This window comes from Streptosporangium sp. NPDC006930 (assembly GCF_040635605.1).
Taxonomy (GTDB): Bacteria; Actinomycetota; Actinomycetes; order Streptosporangiales; family Streptosporangiaceae; genus Streptosporangium.
The window spans coordinates 162234-179289 of the sequence record NZ_JBEYID010000015.1; the positions used below are offsets into that span (position 1 = coordinate 162234).

The following is a 17056-nucleotide window of genomic DNA, read 5'->3' on the forward strand; positions in this document are numbered from 1 at the left end:
GTCAGCGGGACAGCTGCGACAGGTCGCGTGAGGCGCCGGTGGAGGCCGAGGTGGTGAGCGCGGCGTACGCCTGCAGGGCGGCGCTCACCTGGCGCCGGCGGTCGCGCGGCCGGTAGCCGCCCAGGTCGGCCAGGAGCCTCTCGCGGCGGGCGGCCAGCTCCTCCTCGGGGACCTTCAGGTCGATCGAACGGGCGGGGATGTCGATCGCGACGAGATCGCCGTCCTCGACGAGGGCGATGGTGCCGCCCTCGGCGGCCTCGGGGGAGGCGTGACCGATGGACAGCCCGCTCGTGCCGCCGGAGAAGCGACCGTCGGTGACCAGCGCGCAGTCCTTGCCCAGCCCCTTGCCCTTGAGGAACGAGGTGGGGTAGAGCATCTCCTGCATGCCGGGTCCGCCCTTGGGGCCCTCGTAGCGGATCACCACGACGTCGCCGGCCTTGACCTTGTTGTTGAGGATGCCCTCGACCGCGTCGTCCTGCGACTCGAAGACGACGGCCGGACCCTCGAACCTCCAGATCGACTCGTCGACCCCGGCGGTCTTGACGATGCAGCCCTCGGTGGCGATGTTGCCGTACAGGACGGCGAGGCCACCGTCGCGGGTGTAGGCGTGCTCGGCGTCGCGGACGCAGCCCTCGGAGCGGTCGAGGTCCAGCTCCTCCCAGCGGGCGCCCTGGGAGAAGGGCTTGACGGTGCGGGCGTTGCCGGGGGCCGCGTGCCACAGCTCCAGTGCCTCGGGCAGCACCTGTGGTGACTGAGGGTCCCAGCCGTCGAGGTAGTCGCCCAGGGTGCCGCCGTTGACGGTGTAGGCGTCGCGGTGGAGCAGGCCGGCCCGGTCGAGCTCGCCCAGGATCGCCGGGATGCCACCCGCGCGGTGGACGTCCTCGACGTGGTACTTCGCCGTGGCGGGGGCGACCTTGCACAGGCAGGGAACCCGCAGCGAGATCTCGTTGATCTCCTTCAGGCCGAAGTCGACCTGGGCCTCGCGGGCCGCTGCGAGGATGTGCAGGATCGTGTTGGTCGAGCCGCCCATCGCGACGTCCAGCGCCATGGCGTTCTCGAACGCGTTCTTGGTCGCGATGGCGCGCGGCAGGACCGTCTCGTCGTCCTGCTCGTAGTAGCGGCGGGTGATCTCCACCAGCTGGCGCCCGGCGTCCTCGAACAGCTTCCTGCGCGCCTTGTGGGTGGCGAGGATCGTGCCGTTGCCGGGGAGCGCGAGTCCGATGGCCTCGGCGAGGCAGTTCATCGAGTTGGCGGTGAACATCCCGCTGCACGAACCGCAGGTGGGGCAGGCGTTCTCCTCCATCTCCAGCAGTTCGGCGTCGGAGACGGCGTCGTCGGCGGCGGCGATCATCGGGTCGATCAGGTCGAGCTTGCCGTTGGGGGTCTTGCCCGCCTCCATCGGCCCGCCCGAGACGAAGACGGTGGGGATGTTGAGCCTGAAGGCGGCGAGCAGCATGCCCGGAGTGATCTTGTCGCAGTTGGAGACGCAGATCAGCGCGTCGGCGCAGTGCGCGTTGACCATGTACTCGACCGCGTCCGCGATCAGCTCCCGGCTGGGCAGCGAGTAGAGCATGCCGCCGTGGCCCATCGCGATGCCGTCGTCGACCGCGATCGTGTTGAACTCGCGCGGGATCGCGCCCGCCTCGCGGATCGCGCCGGCGACGACGTCGCCGACCTCGCGGAGGTGGACGTGCCCGGGGACGAACTGGGTGAAGCTGTTGGCCACGGCGATGATCGGTTTCCCGAAATCCTCGCCGGCTACGCCCGTCGCCCGGAGAAGGGCCCGGGCCCCGGCCATGTTCCTGCCGTGAGTGACCGTACGAGACCTGAGGGCGGGCATGAGGCTTCTCCCATCATCGAAACCGTGTCTACAAATGGTACGGCTACCGCCCGGTGCGTGAGACGCCTGTCCATGCCGCGAGACATCCCGCTTCTCGCCACATTTTCTGTGAACACCGTACGAGCGTGATCGACGTACGGGGCCGGGGTGGCGAGGCGGGCGCGCTGGTCGCCGGGAGGGTTCCGGGACGACGACGGGGCACGGGATGGGCACCGAGGCGACGGCCGGCGGGCCCGATACGGGCCCAGGGTGTTCTCCGACACTACCGAAGGTCTCCGCGCCCGGCGAACCCGGGGCGAACGCCATCCGCGGAGAGGCCCTCGATCACCTGCCACGACGTCCACGCGAGAGGGAACGCGCGCTGGAGCGCGACCCGGCCCGCACTCGCGGGAACCGGGAGGGGAGGAGGACGGGAGCCGCCCGGCCGGGGCGTCGTGGCGGGGCGGACTCCCGTCGGGTCCCCGAAGGGAGAGGTGCGGTCGTGCGAGAGACGGCGGAGGTACGGGCGTGCCGGAAAGGGCTCGCGGGACAACCGGAAATCAGTTCTCCGGGTAGCGTGCGGGCAGAACCCGCTCGGCGGCCTCGAAGATCCTGTCGATCTCGGCGTCGGTGAGTGAGCGTTCCCGCTTGGTGATCCATTTACGGACACGACTGCCGTCGAATACGTCCACCTCGCGGACGTTGAGGACCTTCCAGGGGATGGCAGGGCCGTAGATCGCGAGGGATGGCACGATCGTGACCTCGTGGCCCAGCTCGGCGCCGATCAGCTCGCCGGCCTGGGACGCCTCCCAGCGGGCCTCGTCGAGGCGGGGTTTCTGGTTGAACGGGCCGTGGAACAGCTTGCGGTGCGACTGGACGCGGACCGGCAGGCGCTTGTCCCACTTCTCGGAGTCGACCGCGTAGACGCCGGTGGGGCCCACGACCAGGTGGTCGATCTGGGCCTCGCTGCCGGGGATCGCGCGAGCGTGCAGGGTGCGGTAACCCCCGCGCTCCAGCCGTTTGAGCTGCATCTCCGTGCGCCGTTCCGCGACCGAGGCACGCCGCCAGGCGGGCACGGAGGAGTTGGAGCGGGCGCGGAGCACCGTGTCGACGATCGCGGCCACCACGGCGGCGGTGAAGCCCAGCGGCCAGCTGGCCAGCAGGACGCCCGCGAGCACGCCGACGCCGACCGCGATGATGGCGCGGCGGCGCAGGTGGCGGTATTTGGGGTCGTCGAGCAGGTTGCGTAGTGAGGCGCGCTCAACAGGTGCGTACGTAGACGCTGGCGCGGCGGGTCGAGACGTCGGCCGATCTTCGGCCTGTCGGTCACTGACCCAAATCGGTGACGTAGTGTTACCGTCTTCTGGTACCTGACCGGAATCCACGTAACTCACGGTAGCTGACGTCCTCGGGGGTGCCTAGTATTGCGTATCTCATACTTTTGTGACCGCCGTCACCCGCTTGGCACTGCTATGAACCGGGTACCTTAGGGACTTTTCACTCTGGATCACCGGGTGCCGCGCGGGGTGTGGCTCACACTCGCGATCTTAACGTCCCGGGCGGTCGGCAGTCGCGGATCGAGGCCGCCGCAGGGGGTTTCCCAGGCCGGCGCGCCCCGCCACCTGGTGCCTCTCGACGGGTGATTCCGCGCCGGGTTACTTTTGAGGTGTGGACAGTGCGATCGAGGTCTTCGGCTTTCTCATCGCAGCCTCCGGCGGTCTGTTCCTGCTCATCGCCCTGCTCGTGACGATGCCGGGCAGGATGCGCGACAGGGCCGCGAGGAGCACCTCGGCGGGCGCGGTCTGGCTGGGAGGCCCGTTCGGCAGCGAGCGGGGGATCACCGACTCGGTCCTCGTGCTCACCGAGCGGCGTCCGGCGAGGGGCCCGGCGCCGGAGATCGACTGGGTCTCGCTCGCGGTGACCTCCGAGCCGGGACGGCACACCGGCGGGGCGTCGGCGGCCTGGTGAACCCGGTGGTCCGGCGGGTCGTCGGACCACCGCCAAACCGACAAAGGCGAGGTGACGAAGGATGCTCACCCTGACCTCGACACAGGGCGACGATGTCCGCGGGGCACTGCGCACCGCGGAACAGCGCACCGGGCTGCGTTTCGCCGCCTACCTCGGTCCGGCGATCGGACCGCGCCGCCACTTCTCCGAGCGGCTGCACGCCGCGCTGGGAGCCGACGCCGACAGGGCCGTGCTCGTCTTCGTGGACCAGCGGGGCAGGGCCCTGGAGATCGTCACGGGCTCCCTGGCCAGGGAGCGGCTGCCCGACGCGGAATGCCGCGTGGTCGCGACGTCGATGGCCGCGGTGCTCGGCCTGGGCGACCTGGTGGGCGGACTGGTCACCGGGGTCCTGCTGCTCGCGGACCAGGCGTCGCGGCGCAGGTGATCTCGTGGGCTGGTCACGCCGGGGTGGAAGTGATCTTCCCGAAGGTCCGTCCGGGCGGAACGAGGTCGGTTTTCCCGGATAATCGGCTCGTGCTGAGGATCACGAGGGACGCGCCGCCGGGTCACTTCGTGCTGAGGATCACGAGAGACGCGCCGCCGGGTCACTCTCGCAGGCGCCCCACGGCGGAACGGGAGCCAGACGGGATCCTCGACTACGTCCAGGCGACGCTCGCGGACGCCCGCAGGAAGGTCCGGGGGGAGGACGAGACGGCGGCCGCCCTGCTGTTCACGACGGGCGTCGCCGCCGGTGCCGTCGCCGTCGGACTGCTGAACGGCCACTGGAGGCCCGGCGAGCTGTCCGGCAAGGTCGAATGGCTCTGGTGGACGAGCGTGTTCTTCTGGCTGATGGGGATCCTCACGCTCACCGGAGCCCTCTGCGGCCGTACCTCCGGGCTCGCGGGCAGAGTCCTGGAGCGGCGCCGTTTCTACCCCGGCACCTTCGCCCTGGACGCGCCGCCGGAGCCGGACCCCCGGCTGGGGTACGGGGTGGGACGGAGTGGCCGTGGTACCGAGGTCAGGGTCGACCTGCTCGTCCTGGAGATCAGGAGACTCAACGCCGTCGGGGACGCCAAGCGGCGCTTCATCCGCCGCGGCGTCCTGCTCATGATGGTCTCCATCGCCTGCTGCGCGCTGGCGGTGTTCGTCGACGGCGGGCTCTGAGCTCCTCGGGCCGCACGATCAGTGCCGCAGAAGCCTCACCAGGTACGTGCTGGTGTCCTCCAGCAGCGTCGAGGGCTTCACCGCCACGCCCGCGACGGCGGAGAACAGGGAGGGCAACCCCGGCAGCGGGAAGCCGTCGTCACTGGAGGCCTCCCCGCCCACGCCGTTCTTGGCCAGGGTGGTCCGGCTGCGCTCCCAGGCCTCGATGACCTCCTCGGGGGAGGGCACGCCGAATCCGTGGCCCACCGGGGCGGCGTGGCGCAACCGCACCAGCGGGGTCTCGGCGAAGGCGAGGGCCACCTGGGAACGCAGCGCGAGGTCCTCGCGGAGGTCCGGATCGACCCAGTCCATCGCGGTGCAGGGGTTGCGGCAGTCGGCCACGCAGGTGGCCAGAGCCCCGGCCACCTGGCTGTGCTGGCGGTCGAAGTAGGCGCGCCATCCCTCGGGCGGCTCCCCGGCCACGCGCAGGGTCCGGTTCGCGGCCGACTGCTCGGCCCTGGTGTGGTCGCAGTCGCGGTCGCCGATCACCCCGAACCTGCTGTCCGGCGCGCTGAGCCCCTCCGGCCAGCGCGCCGGGTCTCCGGCGTTGCCGAGCACCGGTTCGAAGGCGAGCAGCGGGAGATACTCGCTGGCGATGTGGAGGGCGGCGACCATGGGGCTCAGCTCGCGACGGTGCCACCTGACCGCGATGACCTCCAGCAGCAGCCCGTACGCGGGCCGCAGCGACTCCAGCGCGCCGCGCGGCTGCTCGCGGGGCGTCTGCGGCATCGTGCAGGCCCGCGCTCGCCGCCGAAGGTCGCTCGGCACGGACCGCGCCTCGACGGCGAAGTCCTCCGCGTCGAGGGAGAGCAGCCGCTGGCCGAACTCGCAGGCCGCCTCGATGTCGTCCGCGTCGCGCACGACACCTGAGGCGAGGGCTCCGATGTCACCGAAGGCGTATCTCCGGGCCAGGGAGATGAGCAGGTCACGTGCTGATTCCACGTGATTTACCCTCTCATGACCCGGAGGCGACGGGACAGGCGTCCACACGCGGCGAGACGCGGGGCACCTCTCGCGCTTACCGACATTCCTACCAGTGTTCGCCAGGAACCACTCAAAACTTCGCCATCGGTCGACCCGGGCGGTGCGGGACGGCCCCGCCCGGGTCTCTCTCGCAGCCGGGTCAGGCCGCCGAGGCGTCCTTGGCCTGGGCGCGCAGGGCGCGGCCGATGCTGTCGGCGCCCTCGAGCAGCAGGCGCTTGAGGGCATGCGGCGGCTGGGTGGACGAGATGAGGTCCTGGGTCCTGGCGACCGTCTCGGGAGAGATGCTCAGCGCCGGGTAGCAGCCGTTCGCGAAGTTCTGGGCGCTGTCGGAACTCCAGGACGCCCAGATCCCGCCGATCTCCTCGAAGTACTTCGCCCCGTACGGCTCCAGCAGCTCCGGGTGACGCGGGTCCATGAAACCGGCGATCGTCGAACGGAGCAGCGCGCCGCTCAGCTTGCCCTCGGTGATCGCGGTCCAGGCGTTCGACTTGCCCTCGGCGGTCGGGATCGCGGCGCCGCAGAGCGCGGCGGAACGCTCGCCCGTCGCGGTGGCGTCGCGCAGCAGCTCCTGGGCGATGTCCTCCTCGCCGAGCAGGCCGCCGGAGACCAGGGCACCGGTCAGCGTCCAGCGCAGGTCGGCGTCGACGGTGAGGCCGTCGAGCACCGTCTCCCCGTCCAGCAGCCCCTTCAGGAACGCCAGGTCCTCGGTGGAGGTGGCCACGGCCGACAGCGCGTTCAGGTAGGCGAGCTGGTGGTCGGAGCCGGGCGCGGCCTCGCCGACCAGGCGGCGCAGCGCGGAGGCGAGCCTGGCCAGGCCCTCGGAGCGCCGGGCGGGGTCGCCGTACTGCTGGACGGCGAGGCGGACCTGGCGGAGCAGGGTCTGGGCGACGGTGATGTCGGTGACCGACTCGATGTTGGAGATGACCAGGGTGAGGTAGTCGCGGGTGGACATCTCCGCGTCGCGGGTCATGTCCCAGGCGGCCGACCAGCACAGTGCGCGGGGCAGCGACTCGGTGAACCTGCCGATGCCGCCCTCCGTCAGGGTCCGCAGCGACCGCTCGTCGAGCCTGACCTTGGCGTACGTCAGGTCGTCGTCGTTGATCAGGATCAGGTCCGGCTGGACCTCGCCGACCAGCTCGGCCACGGCCGTGCGCGCGCCGACGACGTCCAGCTCGACCCGCCTGACGCGGACCAGCTTGCCGTCTCGCAGGGAGTACAGGCCGATGGCGACGCGGTGCGAGCGCAGCGTCGGGTAGTCGGCCGGGGCCTCCTGGAGAACGTCGAATTCCAGGAAACGGCCCTCGGGGTCGACGGTGAACGAGGGGCGCAGCGTGTTGACCCAGGAGGTCTCCAGCCACTCCTTCGACCAGGAGGACAGGTCGCGCCCCGAGGTGCGCTCCAGCGCGCCGAGCAGGTCCGCGAGGGTGGTGTTTTCCCAGGCGTGCTCGTTGAAGTAGTCGCGGACCCCGGCGAGGAAGTTGTCCAGGCCCACGTAGGCGACGAGCTGCTTGAGGACCGAGGCGCCCTTGGCGTACGTGATCCCGTCGAAGTTGACCTCGACCGCGTGCATGTCGACGATGTCGGCGGCGATCGGGTGGGTCGAGGGCAGCTGGTCCTGACGGTAGGCCCAGGCCTTCTCGACGTTGGCGAAGGTCGTCCAGGCCCCCTGGCCCCAGCGGGTGGCCTCGGCCTGGCAGAGCACCGAGGCGTAGGTGGCGAACGACTCGTTCAGCCACAGGTCGTCCCACCAGCGCATGGTGACCAGGTCACCGAACCACATGTGCGCCATCTCGTGCAGGATCGTCTCCGCGCGGCGCTCGATCACCGCGTCCGTGACGCGCGAGCGGAAGACGTAGTCCTCCAGGAAGGTCACGCAGCCCGCGTTCTCCATCGCCCCGGCGTTGAACTCGGGGACGAAGAGCTGGTCGTACTTCCCGAACGGGTAGCGGACACCGAAGATCCGGTGGAAGAAGTCGAAGCCCTGCCTGGTGACCTCGAAGATGTTCTCCGCGTCGAGGTGTTCGGCGAGCGAGGCCCGGCAGTACAGGCCCAGCGGGATGCCGTCGTGCTCGGAGGTCACCTTGTGGTACGGCCCGGCGCACAGCGCGGTGATGTAGGTCGACATCACGGGGGAGGGCGGGAAGTGCCAGCGCTTGGCGGCCTGGAGCGCGCCGTGCCTGCCGTGGTGCTCCGGCAGCTCATCGGCCGCGTCGGGCGCCGTGTTGGAGATGACCTCCCAGTGGGAGGGGGCGAGCACGGTCAGCTCGAAGGAGGCCTTGAGGTCGGGCTGGTCGAAGCACGCGTACATGCGGTGCGCGTCTGCCGTCTCGAACTGGCTGTACAGATAGACGCTCTTGTCCACCGGGTCGACGAAGCGGTGCAGGCCCTCGCCGGTGCGGCTGTAGGAACAGTCGGCGTCCACCCGCAGCTCGTTGGTCTCGGCCAGGCCAGGCAGCGGCAGCCGTCCGGTCTCCAGGTCGTAGCCGCTCACGTCCAGCTCGACGCCGTTCAACACCGCCGCGCGCACCTTGGCGCCGGCCAGGTCGACGAACGTCTCCGCACCCGGCCGGGTGCTGGTGAAGCGGACCGTGGTGACGCTCTCGAAGCGCTCCTCACCCTCGGTCAGGTCGAGCTCCACCGCATAGGACTGCACGCTGAGCAGCCGTGCGCGCTCGCGCGCCTCGTCACGGGTCAGATTGCCTGCCACTACCGCTCCCTCTTCACAACTTCCCCCGCTCCATTGCTAAGGGGTGACTGAATCCTGCCACGTAAGGCCGCGGGCCGCCGCTTCACCTCGGACTGCGGACTGGTACCCCAGATCCGAGAATAAAGAGGCATGTCAAGGTATTAATCCACCCGTGGAATAGGGAACTCCGCTCTCCGGGTTGTCGCTACCGAAGAAGCCTCACGACCAGGAAGCCGGAAAAGATGACTGAGCGAACCCCTGTCGATCTCTGGTTCGATCCCTTCTGCCCGTTCGCGTGGATGACCTCCCGCTGGTTGCTGGAGGTCGAGAAGGTACGGCCGATCGAGCCCCGCTGGCACATCATGAGCCTCAACGTGCTGAACGAGGACAAGGACGTCCCGGACAGCTACCGTGAGTTGATCGCCAAGGCCATCGGCCCGGTCCGGGTGGTCACCGCCGTGCAGGAGAAGTACGACTCCGAGACGGTCGGCCGCCTCTACACCGAGCTCGGCACCCGTCTCCACAACCAGGGCAGGGCCAGGCAGCTCGACACGCTCCGCGAGACGGTCGAGGAGGCACTGGAGGCCGCGGGGCTCGACCGCGACTTCGCCGACGCGATGGACTCGACGGAGTTCGACGAGGCACTGCGCGCCTCGCACAACGACGGCATCGACCGGGTCGGCCAGGAGGTCGGCACTCCGGTGATCTCCGTCGATGGCGTGGCCTTCTTCGGCCCGGTCATCTCGCCCGCCCCCAAGGGCGAGGAGGCGGGCAGGCTCTGGGACGGCGTGCGCCTGGTGGCGGGCACCGACGGTTTCTTCGAGCTCAAGCGCTCCAGGACCCGGGAACCGATCTTCGACTGATCCGCCTCTCCGGCGTTTCCGCCCGCCGTGCGCGACTGCGGCGGGCGGGCCCGCCCGTGTGGGACGCCCTGCTCCCATACCAAGGTCGTCTTTGCGCGAGGGCGCGTTTCGTGCGCCCTCGCGCAACAACGGCACGCACGCCAGGATGAGGGCATGCGTCACCTTTATCTGAATGGAGCCTGGCAGGCGTCCGCGTCGGGCGAGAGCATCGACGTGATCAACCCCGCCACCGAGGAGCGGATCGACAAGGTTCCCGCGGGGGCGCCCGCCGACGTCGAGGCCGCGGTGGCCGCCGCCCGCGCCGCCTTCCCCTCCTGGTCCGCGACGCCTCCCGCCGAGCGAGGCAGGATCCTCGCCTCGGCCGCGGACCTGATACGAGAACGCTCCGACCAGATAGCCAGGATCATCGCCACGGACATGGGCGCCCCGTACGGCGTGGCGATGAGGGTGCACACGCTGATGCCGGCCGGTGTGCTGGCCTCGTACGCCCAGCTGGCCGAGACCTACGACTTCGAGGGCGGGCAGGTCGGCAACTCCCGCGTCTTCAGGGAGCCGGTCGGGGTGGTCGCCGCGATCACCCCCTGGAACTACCCGCTCCACCAGGTCGTCTGCAAGGTGGGCGCCGCGCTCGCCGCGGGCTGCACGGTCGTGCTGAAGCCCAGCGAGGTGGCGCCGCTGGCGGCCTTCGCGCTCGCCGGGATCCTCGACGAGGTCGGACTGCCCGCCGGGGTCTTCAACATGGTCAGCGGTCACGGCCCGGTGGTGGGTGAGGCGCTGGCCGCCCATCCCGAGGTGGACATGGTGTCGTTCACCGGCTCCACCCGGGCCGGACGCCGGGTCGCCGTGCTCGCGGCCGAGACGATCAAGCGGGTGGCCCTGGAACTCGGCGGCAAGTCCGCCAGCCTGATCCTGCCGGACGCCGACCTGGCGGCGGCGGCGAAGGCGACGGTGGCCAACGCCTTCGTCAACTCCGGCCAGACCTGTTCGGCATGGACCCGCATGATCGTCCATCGCGACCGGTACGACGAGGCCGTCCGTCTCGCCGTCGAGGCCGCGGGGAGATACACCGTCGGCGACCCCTTCGACGAGGCGACCAGACTCGGTCCCCTGGTGTCGGCGGCCCAGCGCGACCGGGTCGTCCGCTACATCAACCGGGGCGAGGAGGAAGGCGCCCGGCTGGTCACGGGGGGCACCGACCGGCCCCTGGAGCGCGGCTTCTACGTCGAGCCGACGGTGTTCGCCGGGGTGGAGCCGGGGATGGTGATCGAGCAGGAGGAGATCTTCGGGCCGGTCCTCACGATCATCCCCTACACCCGGGGGGAGGACGAGGCGGTCGCGATCGCGAACGGCACGCCGTACGGCCTGGCGGGCGCGGTGTGGGCGGGCAGCGAGCAGCGCGCGGTCGAGGTCGCCAGGCGGCTGCGCACCGGCCAGGTGGCGGTCAACGGCGGCCGGTTCAACCCGCGGGCGCCCTTCGGCGGCTACAAGCAGTCGGGTATCGGCCGCGAGCTGGGCGAGTTCGGGCTCGAGGAATATCTGGAGATCAAGGCCGTCCAGCTCTGACGGCCGCCCGGCGACCACCGGGGATCGGTCCGAGGTCGCCCCCACGTGACGGCCGCCCGGCGACCACGGAGGTCAGGGAGCCTGGAGCAGGACCTTCCTGGCGGCGTCCCTGGCGAGCCTGTCCACGTAGAGCCTGCCGTCGAGGTGGTCGGTCTCGTGCTGGAAGCAGCGCGCCAGCGTGCCGCGGGCCCTGATCCGGATCGGCCGCCCCAGCCGGTCCAGGCCGCTCACGGTGACTCCCGCGGCCCGGGGCGTCCTGGCGTAGATCGGGGTGCCGGTCTCGCGGCCGGGGACGGACAGGCAGCCCTCCTCGTCGAGGACCTCGGCGTCGTCGTCCACGGTCAGTTCCGGGTTGATCACATGGCCCTTGCGGTTGCTGCAGTCGTAGACGAAGATCCGCTTCGACACGCCGATCTGCGGACCGGCCAGACCGACACCCTGAGCGGCGTACATCACGGCGAACATCTCGTCGATCATGCGCCGCAGGTCGCGGTCGAAGTCGGTGATCGGTTCGGCGGGTGTGCGCAGGACAGGGTCACCGACCACTCGGATGTCACGCATGTGGGAACTCTCTCTTGTAAGGGGCAAGGAAGTATTGCGGCTATTACTCTAGTCGGGGGCCGGGTGGAGTCGCCCGCGCACACCTGCGAAACTGTGCGGGTGCGCGTCTACATCGGTGCCGACCATGCCGGCTATGAGCTCAAGAACCACGTCGTCTCCTGGCTGAAGGAGAACGGCCACGAGGTCGAGGACTGCGGTCCCTTCGTCTACGACGCCGAGGACGACTACCCGCCGTTCGTGCTGCGCGCGGCCGAGGGCGTCGTGGGCGACCCGGGCAGCCTGGGCGTCGTCATCGGTGGCTCGGGGAACGGCGAGCAGATCGCGGCCAACAAGGTGCGCGGCGTCCGGGCCGCCCTGGCCTGGAGCGAGGAGACCGCCAGGCTCGCCCGCGAACACAACAACGCCAACGTCGTCAGCGTCGGCGCGCGGATGCACGAGCCGGAGGAGGCGATCCGGTTCGTCGAGACCTTCCTCCGCACCGCCTATTCAGGGGCCGAGCGGCACAACCGGAGGATCGCGCAGCTCGACTCGTACGAGACCATCGGCCAGCTCCCGCCGCTGCCGTAGTCCTCACCGGTGGCGCTCGCGGGGCGGTGACTCCCCGCGCGGCGCCTCCCGGCGCGACCCGCCCCGCGCGGGCTCCTTACGGGGTGGCGTCTCGTCGCGCAGGGGGCGGCGGTCCGCGGCCTCCTGCTGCTCGCGCGACGGGCGTGAGACGTCTCGCGCCCGCATCGCGGTGATCGCGGTGATCTGCAAGCTCTGCAGTGCCATGCCGGTCACCATAACCCGCCCGGGCCCACCCTCAGAAGGGCCTCAGAAGACCAGGCCGGCCCAGGGAGCGGGGCCCCACGACATGGCGGTGGACAGCTCTCGCAGGGCACCCGCACGCGACTCCCGCACCACGCCCGCCGCGAGCAGCGCCGCCAGCGGGCGCCCGCCCAGGTAGGCGGCGCCCAGTACGGAGACGGGCAGGGTCAGGTCGGCGGGGTCCTCCGAGGGGGCGCAGCGGGCGCCGGAGGTGTCGGCCGTGAGTCGCCAGCGGCGCGCGTTCCACGGGCACACGGTGTCCTCGACCTCGATCACCACATCCACCGGCGCGCTGTATCGGCGGGCGGGAAGGGCACGCTCGACGTCCACGACGCGGATCCACAGGTCATCCAGCCAGAGCGCGTGAAGTGCGCGCGGCTCGGCGAGCAGGTGGATCAGCGGGTCGTCGGAGGGCCGGCTCGGGGCGAGGACGTGAGAGACCAGGTCGCGATCCAGGACGTGGCGCCAGAGCAACGCGTAGGCGGCGGGATCGAGGCCGAACAGCTCCCTGAGCCGCAACTCGCCCGCGGGAAGGTCGTAGTCGTCGAAGGAGGCCTTGATCCGGAAGAGCGCGTAGCCGCGCGGGCCGCCGTCGTCCTCGGCGACCACGGCGCGCAGCGGACCGGCGCCGCCCTGGTCGGACTCGTGGTCGCTCAGCACCGCGTCCCAACGCGCGGTCGGGCGGTCGTACAGTCCAGGGCGCTCCTCGAACGCGGACTCGTAGATCTTCTCGAAGACGGACCTGGCGTCCGCCGGTTTGACGATGCGCAACCGCAGGGTGGGATCGACCGGGGCGTTTCTGGTGAAGGCCGCTTTCGCCGTGGGGATGCGGAAGAGCAGGCTGTCGGCGGCCCTGCCGTAGCCGTAACGACCGTAGATCGCGGCCTCGGCCGCGTAGAGCGCGGCGACGGCCTCACCTCGCTCGTGAAGATCCGACAGCTGGCGGGTCATCAGCGAGGAGAGGATGCCCCGGCGTCGGTGCGAGGGCAGCACGCCGACCGCGGTGACGCCGCCGACGGGGATCGGGCCGCCGGGCACGTTCATGCTGAAGCTGAGCGTCGCGGCGGTGCCCACGAGCAGGTCGCCGTCGAACACGCCGAGCGAGCGGTCGAACTCGGCGATGCGCCTGAAGAGCTCCTGCCGGTGTTCGGGGGTGGCGATGCCGAACGCCTCTTCGTCCAGAGTGTTCCAGGAGGACCATTCGGCTTTGCCGATCGGGCGCATGCTGAGAGTCATCTGTCAAACGGTAGTAGGGGACAAACGGGTCTGGCCATCTAATATCCCTGCTTAATGATCAAGGCGTTGGTCAAGTGGGCTGCCCAAAGGGGGGATAGCCCGATACAGTCGAGCGCATCATGAGTTCCCGTCCGGTGCCGCTGCTCCCTCCGGCGCTCCGCGCGTTCCTGGTCCGCATCCCGCTTCTCGTCCCCATCGTACGATTCCTGCGGCGCGGCCCTCTGGCACGCGACCGGAACCTGCTCATCACCCTGATTCTGCTCACCCTGCTGATCGGCGGGCTGGCCGCCAGGGTCTCCATGGAGTGGTTCTCGCCGGCGCTGATGATCCCGATCACCCTCGTGGCGGGGCTCCAGCTCCGGCTGAACAGTCTCGTCAAGCTGCTGTGCGCGGTCGCGGTCTCCCTGATCTACGTGGCCGTGGTGCGGGGGGTGGGATACATCGGCCCCGGCCTGCTGGTCACCTTCGGCTTCACCGCGGTGCTGGCCGCGCTGATGGCCCGCACCCGAGGCAAGCTCGGTGTGCAGGGCCTGCGCGGCGACGCGATGCTGCTGGAGTTGCGCGACCGTCTCAAGAGCCAGAGCGACCTGCCCCCGCTGCCCAAGGAGTGGGGCTCCAAGGTCGTTCTCAAGCAGGCCGGAGGCTCCTCCTTCGGAGGCGACTTCCTGGTCTCCATGCGCGAGGGCGACATGATGGATCTAGCCCTGGTCGACGTGTCGGGCAAGGGTGTCGACGCGGGCACCCGGGCACTGCTGCTGTCGGGCACCTTCGGCGGGCTGCTCGGCTCGGCCACCGACTTCCTGCCTGCCTGCAACACCTATCTGCACCGCCAGCGCGAGGCCGAGGGCTTCGTCACCGCGGTCCACCTCCGGCTCAACCTCGTGACGGGCGAATATGTCATCACCTCGGCCGGCCACCCCCCGGTGGTCAAGTTCGAGTCGGGGACCGGGACGTGGCGGGTCTCCACGGCCAAGGGGGTCGTCCTCGGTGTCGTGCCCGACCTGCACTGCGAGGTCGACCGGGGGATGCTGCGCAAGGGCGACGCGCTCATGCTCTACACCGACGGCCTGATCGAGCAGCCGGGGCGCGACATCGACGCCGGTCTCGACCGCCTGCTCGGAGAGGCCGAGCGCCTGATGCCCTCGGGGTTCCGCGACGGTGCCCGCAACCTGGTCGCCTCCATGTCGTCGGGCCACAACGACGACGACTGCGCCCTCATCCTCATCTGGCGCCCCTGAATCCGGCGTCGTCGGGGAAAGGTCAGAGCCACCCCGAGTCGCCGGCGATGCGTACGGCGTCGAGGCGGTTGCGCGCCTGTGTCTTGCACATGATCCGCGACAGGTGGTTGCGGACCGTTCCCACGGAGAGGAACAGCTGGTCGGCGATCTCGCCGGACCTGGCCCCCTGCGCGACCAGCCGGAGCACGTCGAGCTCCCGGCGGGTCAGGGGGTTCTCCGCCGATCTGAGGGCGGCCACCGCGAGCTCGGAGTCGACCGCGCGGCGGCCGGCCGCGACCTGGCGGACGCCGTCGGCCAGCTGCTCGGGGCCGACCTCCAGGCTCATGAACCCGAGCGCGTGGACGGCGAAGGCCCGGCGGACCTGGACCGGACTGGGAGTGCGCGACAACAGGAGGACCCGGCAGCCGGGAGCCCTCTCGTGCAGCCGGAGCGCGACGGTGAAACCACAGACGTCCGGCAGTTCGAGATCGATGACCGCCGTCTCCGGGGTGTGCCGCAGGACGGCGGGGAGCACGTCCTCCCCGGTGGAGACGTCGGCCACCACTTTCATGTCGTTCTCGTTCTCCAGCGTCGCCACCAGTCCGCGCCGGACCAGGGGAAGATGCTCGGCCACCAGGATCCCGATCAAAACGCCCCTCTCTCTCCCTCACCTTCATCAAAGAGTGTTCGTGTGATCGCTGAATGTCAACGGAGTGCGTCCAATCGGCGAAGGGCGGGCAATGGCCCCGAACGGCCCGGAGCGGCCGGGAACGCCGCGCTCCGCGTCGGCGTGGAGGGCGGATACTTGGGCTAACCTCTTATGGGGCATTGTCGGTGAAACCGCGATGGGAGTACGAACCTGTGAGCTGGCTCTCCGTGGTCGGGGTCATTGTCTTTCTCGTGGGGCTGATGGTGTCGATCGGGCTGCACGAGATCGGTCACCTGGTGCCGGCCAAGCTGTTCGGTGTCAAGGTCACCCAGTACATGGTCGGGTTCGGTCCGACGATGTGGTCGCGTCACAAGGGCGAGACCGAGTACGGCATCAAGTGGCTGCCGCTCGGCGGATACATCCGCATGATCGGCATGCTGCCGCCCCGGCCCACCGACGCCCCCGGCAAGGTGCGCTCGGTCTCCACGGGACCCTGGCAGGGCCTGATCGACAACGCCCGCGACGTCGCCCTCGAGGACGTACGACCGGGCGACGAAGACCGGGTGTTCTACCGCAAGCCCTGGTGGCAGAAGGTCATCATCATGTCCGGCGGCCCGGCGATGAACTTCGTGCTGGCGTTCATCCTGTTCGGCGTCGTGCTCATGGGGTTCGGCATTCCCACGCAGAAGACCGAGATCGCCTCGATCCCGCAGTGCGTGAAGACCGCCGCCGACTACGCCAAGAACCCCGAGTGCACCGCGGCCGACATGCCCAGCCCGGCCAGCGTGGCGGGGCTGCGGCCGGGGGACGTCATCGTGTCCGTGGCGGGTATGCCCGCCACGAGCTGGGACGTCGCGACGCGGGCCATCCGCGATCACGGCGCGGGCCCGGTCGAGATCGGTATCAGGCGGGCCGGTCAGGAGCTGACCGTCACCGCCGGCCTCATCGCGCAGGACCGTGAGTCGCTGGACGAGCCCGGCAAGATCGAAAAGGGTGTCGGCTATCTCGGGGTGAGCCCAAAGATCGTCATCGAGCAGCAGAGCTTCGGCGCCGTCGCAGAGCACATGGGGGACCTCACCTCGGCCACCGCCGCCGCGCTGCTCAGGTTCCCCGAGAAGATGGTGGGCGTCTGGCACGCCGCCTTCTCCGGCGACGAACGTGACAGGAACGGCCCGATCGGTGTCATCGGCGTGAGCCGTATCGGCGGTGAGATCGCCGCGGCCGCGATCCCGCTGGAAAACAAGATCGTCGTCTTCATCAACCTGCTGGCGGGCTTCAACCTGGCGATCGGCCTGTTCAATCTGATCCCGCTGCTTCCCCTGGACGGCGGCCACATCGCGGGCGGCCTGTGGGAGGGTCTCAAGCGCGGCTTCGCCCGCGTCGCGCGCCGTCCCACGCCCGGCCACGTCGACATCGCCAAGGCGCTTCCCCTCACCTACGCGATCGCCTTCCTGATGATCATCATGGCGGGCCTGCTGATGTACGCCGACCTGGTCAATCCGGTCCGCCTGTCCGGTTGAG

At 70.0% G+C, this 17056-nt stretch carries 16 protein-coding genes; 8 read left to right on the plus strand and 8 right to left on the minus strand.

The features are described from left to right. Position 1: 1 nt before the first annotated feature. Positions 2-1840, minus strand: coding sequence for a dihydroxy-acid dehydratase (gene ilvD / locus ABZ664_RS25435; protein WP_362514893.1), 1839 nt, complete (start codon positions 1838-1840; stop codon positions 2-4). Positions 1841-2379: 539 nt separating this feature from the next. Beyond that, the gene (locus ABZ664_RS25440) at positions 2380-2997 is read right to left on the minus strand and encodes a nuclease-related domain-containing protein (protein WP_362514895.1); all 618 of its coding nucleotides are present in this window, start codon (positions 2995-2997) and stop codon (positions 2380-2382) included. A 490-nt stretch (positions 2998-3487) separates the two neighbouring features. Between ABZ664_RS25440 and ABZ664_RS25445 the strand changes: the two genes are divergently transcribed. The 3 genes from ABZ664_RS25445 (at position 3488) to ABZ664_RS25455 (ending at position 4930) form a co-directional block, all read left to right on the plus strand. Further along, entirely contained in the window at positions 3488-3787 is a 300-nt protein-coding gene (locus tag ABZ664_RS25445; RefSeq protein WP_362514897.1) for a hypothetical protein, read from the plus strand. A gap of 61 nt (positions 3788-3848) precedes the next feature. After that, the gene (locus ABZ664_RS25450) at positions 3849-4211 is read left to right on the plus strand and encodes a DUF5130 family protein (protein WP_362514899.1); all 363 of its coding nucleotides are present in this window, start codon (positions 3849-3851) and stop codon (positions 4209-4211) included. A gap of 89 nt (positions 4212-4300) precedes the next feature. Next, positions 4301-4930, plus strand: a complete 630-nt coding sequence (locus ABZ664_RS25455; protein ID WP_362514901.1) for a hypothetical protein — start codon at positions 4301-4303, stop codon at positions 4928-4930. An 18-nt stretch (positions 4931-4948) separates the two neighbouring features. Here ABZ664_RS25455 and ABZ664_RS25460 read toward each other — a convergent pair whose 3' ends face one another. After that, a complete protein-coding gene (locus ABZ664_RS25460; protein WP_362514903.1) occupies positions 4949-5911 on the minus strand; it encodes a hypothetical protein in 963 nt (320 codons plus the stop codon). A gap of 181 nt (positions 5912-6092) precedes the next feature. Next, positions 6093-8660: an aminopeptidase N gene (gene pepN, locus ABZ664_RS25465; protein ID WP_362514906.1), complete on the minus strand. Its 2568-nt coding sequence runs from the start codon at positions 8658-8660 to the stop codon at positions 6093-6095. 221 nt (positions 8661-8881) lie between these two features. On the opposite strand from pepN, the gene ABZ664_RS25470 reads away from it, so the two are divergent. Both ABZ664_RS25470 and ABZ664_RS25475 read left to right on the plus strand, forming a co-directional pair. Beyond that, positions 8882-9502, plus strand: coding sequence for a disulfide bond formation protein DsbA (locus ABZ664_RS25470; protein ID WP_362514908.1), 621 nt, complete (start codon positions 8882-8884; stop codon positions 9500-9502). Between the two features lie 153 nt (positions 9503-9655). Then, on the plus strand, positions 9656-11065 hold the full coding sequence (locus tag ABZ664_RS25475; RefSeq protein WP_362514910.1) for an aldehyde dehydrogenase family protein: 1410 nt from the start codon (positions 9656-9658) through the stop codon (positions 11063-11065). 72 nt (positions 11066-11137) lie between these two features. Here ABZ664_RS25475 and def read toward each other — a convergent pair whose 3' ends face one another. Next, a complete protein-coding gene (gene def, locus ABZ664_RS25480) occupies positions 11138-11626 on the minus strand; it encodes a peptide deformylase (RefSeq protein ID WP_362514912.1) in 489 nt (162 codons plus the stop codon). A gap of 99 nt (positions 11627-11725) precedes the next feature. Here def and ABZ664_RS25485 point away from each other — a divergent pair, with 99 nt between their 5' ends. After that, a complete protein-coding gene (locus ABZ664_RS25485) occupies positions 11726-12193 on the plus strand; it encodes a ribose-5-phosphate isomerase (RefSeq protein WP_362514914.1) in 468 nt (155 codons plus the stop codon). A gap of 3 nt (positions 12194-12196) precedes the next feature. Here the strand turns inward: ABZ664_RS25485 and ABZ664_RS25490 are convergent, their stop codons facing one another. Beyond that, positions 12197-12397, minus strand: a complete 201-nt coding sequence (locus tag ABZ664_RS25490; RefSeq protein ID WP_362514916.1) for a hypothetical protein — start codon at positions 12395-12397, stop codon at positions 12197-12199. Positions 12398-12439: 42 nt separating this feature from the next. Next, entirely contained in the window at positions 12440-13669 is a 1230-nt protein-coding gene (locus tag ABZ664_RS25495) for a GNAT family N-acetyltransferase (protein ID WP_362514918.1), read from the minus strand. 119 nt (positions 13670-13788) lie between these two features. Between ABZ664_RS25495 and ABZ664_RS25500 the strand changes: the two genes are divergently transcribed. Then, positions 13789-14907 carry a PP2C family protein-serine/threonine phosphatase gene (locus ABZ664_RS25500; RefSeq protein ID WP_362514922.1) on the plus strand — a complete coding sequence of 373 codons (1119 nt, stop codon included), beginning with the start codon at positions 13789-13791 and terminating at the stop codon, positions 14905-14907. Between the two features lie 22 nt (positions 14908-14929). Here the strand turns inward: ABZ664_RS25500 and ABZ664_RS25505 are convergent, their stop codons facing one another. Then, positions 14930-15535: a response regulator transcription factor gene (locus tag ABZ664_RS25505; RefSeq protein WP_362514925.1), complete on the minus strand. Its 606-nt coding sequence runs from the start codon at positions 15533-15535 to the stop codon at positions 14930-14932. 212 nt (positions 15536-15747) lie between these two features. Between ABZ664_RS25505 and ABZ664_RS25510 the strand changes: the two genes are divergently transcribed. Continuing rightward, complete coding sequence (locus ABZ664_RS25510) at positions 15748-17055, plus strand: site-2 protease family protein (RefSeq protein ID WP_362514928.1); 1308 nt, start codon at positions 15748-15750, stop codon at positions 17053-17055. Position 17056 lies beyond the last annotated feature (1 nt).

Bases quoted from the DNA above. Each gene is read 5' to 3' on its own strand.
- ABZ664_RS25490 (WP_362514916.1), bottom strand. From the start codon at position 12,397: ATGGCACTGCAGAGCTTGCAGATCACCGCGATCACCGCGATGCGGGCG.
- ABZ664_RS25450 (WP_362514899.1), top strand. From the start codon at position 3,849: ATGCTCACCCTGACCTCGACACAGGGCGACGATGTCCGCGGGGCACTG.
- ABZ664_RS25495 (WP_362514918.1), bottom strand. From the start codon at position 13,669: ATGACTCTCAGCATGCGCCCGATCGGCAAAGCCGAATGGTCCTCCTGG.
- ABZ664_RS25470 (WP_362514908.1), top strand. From the start codon at position 8,882: ATGACTGAGCGAACCCCTGTCGATCTCTGGTTCGATCCCTTCTGCCCG.
- ABZ664_RS25475 (WP_362514910.1), top strand. From the start codon at position 9,656: ATGCGTCACCTTTATCTGAATGGAGCCTGGCAGGCGTCCGCGTCGGGC.
- def (WP_362514912.1), bottom strand. From the start codon at position 11,626: ATGCGTGACATCCGAGTGGTCGGTGACCCTGTCCTGCGCACACCCGCC.
- ilvD (WP_362514893.1), bottom strand. From the start codon at position 1,840: ATGCCCGCCCTCAGGTCTCGTACGGTCACTCACGGCAGGAACATGGCC.
- ABZ664_RS25500 (WP_362514922.1), top strand. From the start codon at position 13,789: ATGAGTTCCCGTCCGGTGCCGCTGCTCCCTCCGGCGCTCCGCGCGTTC.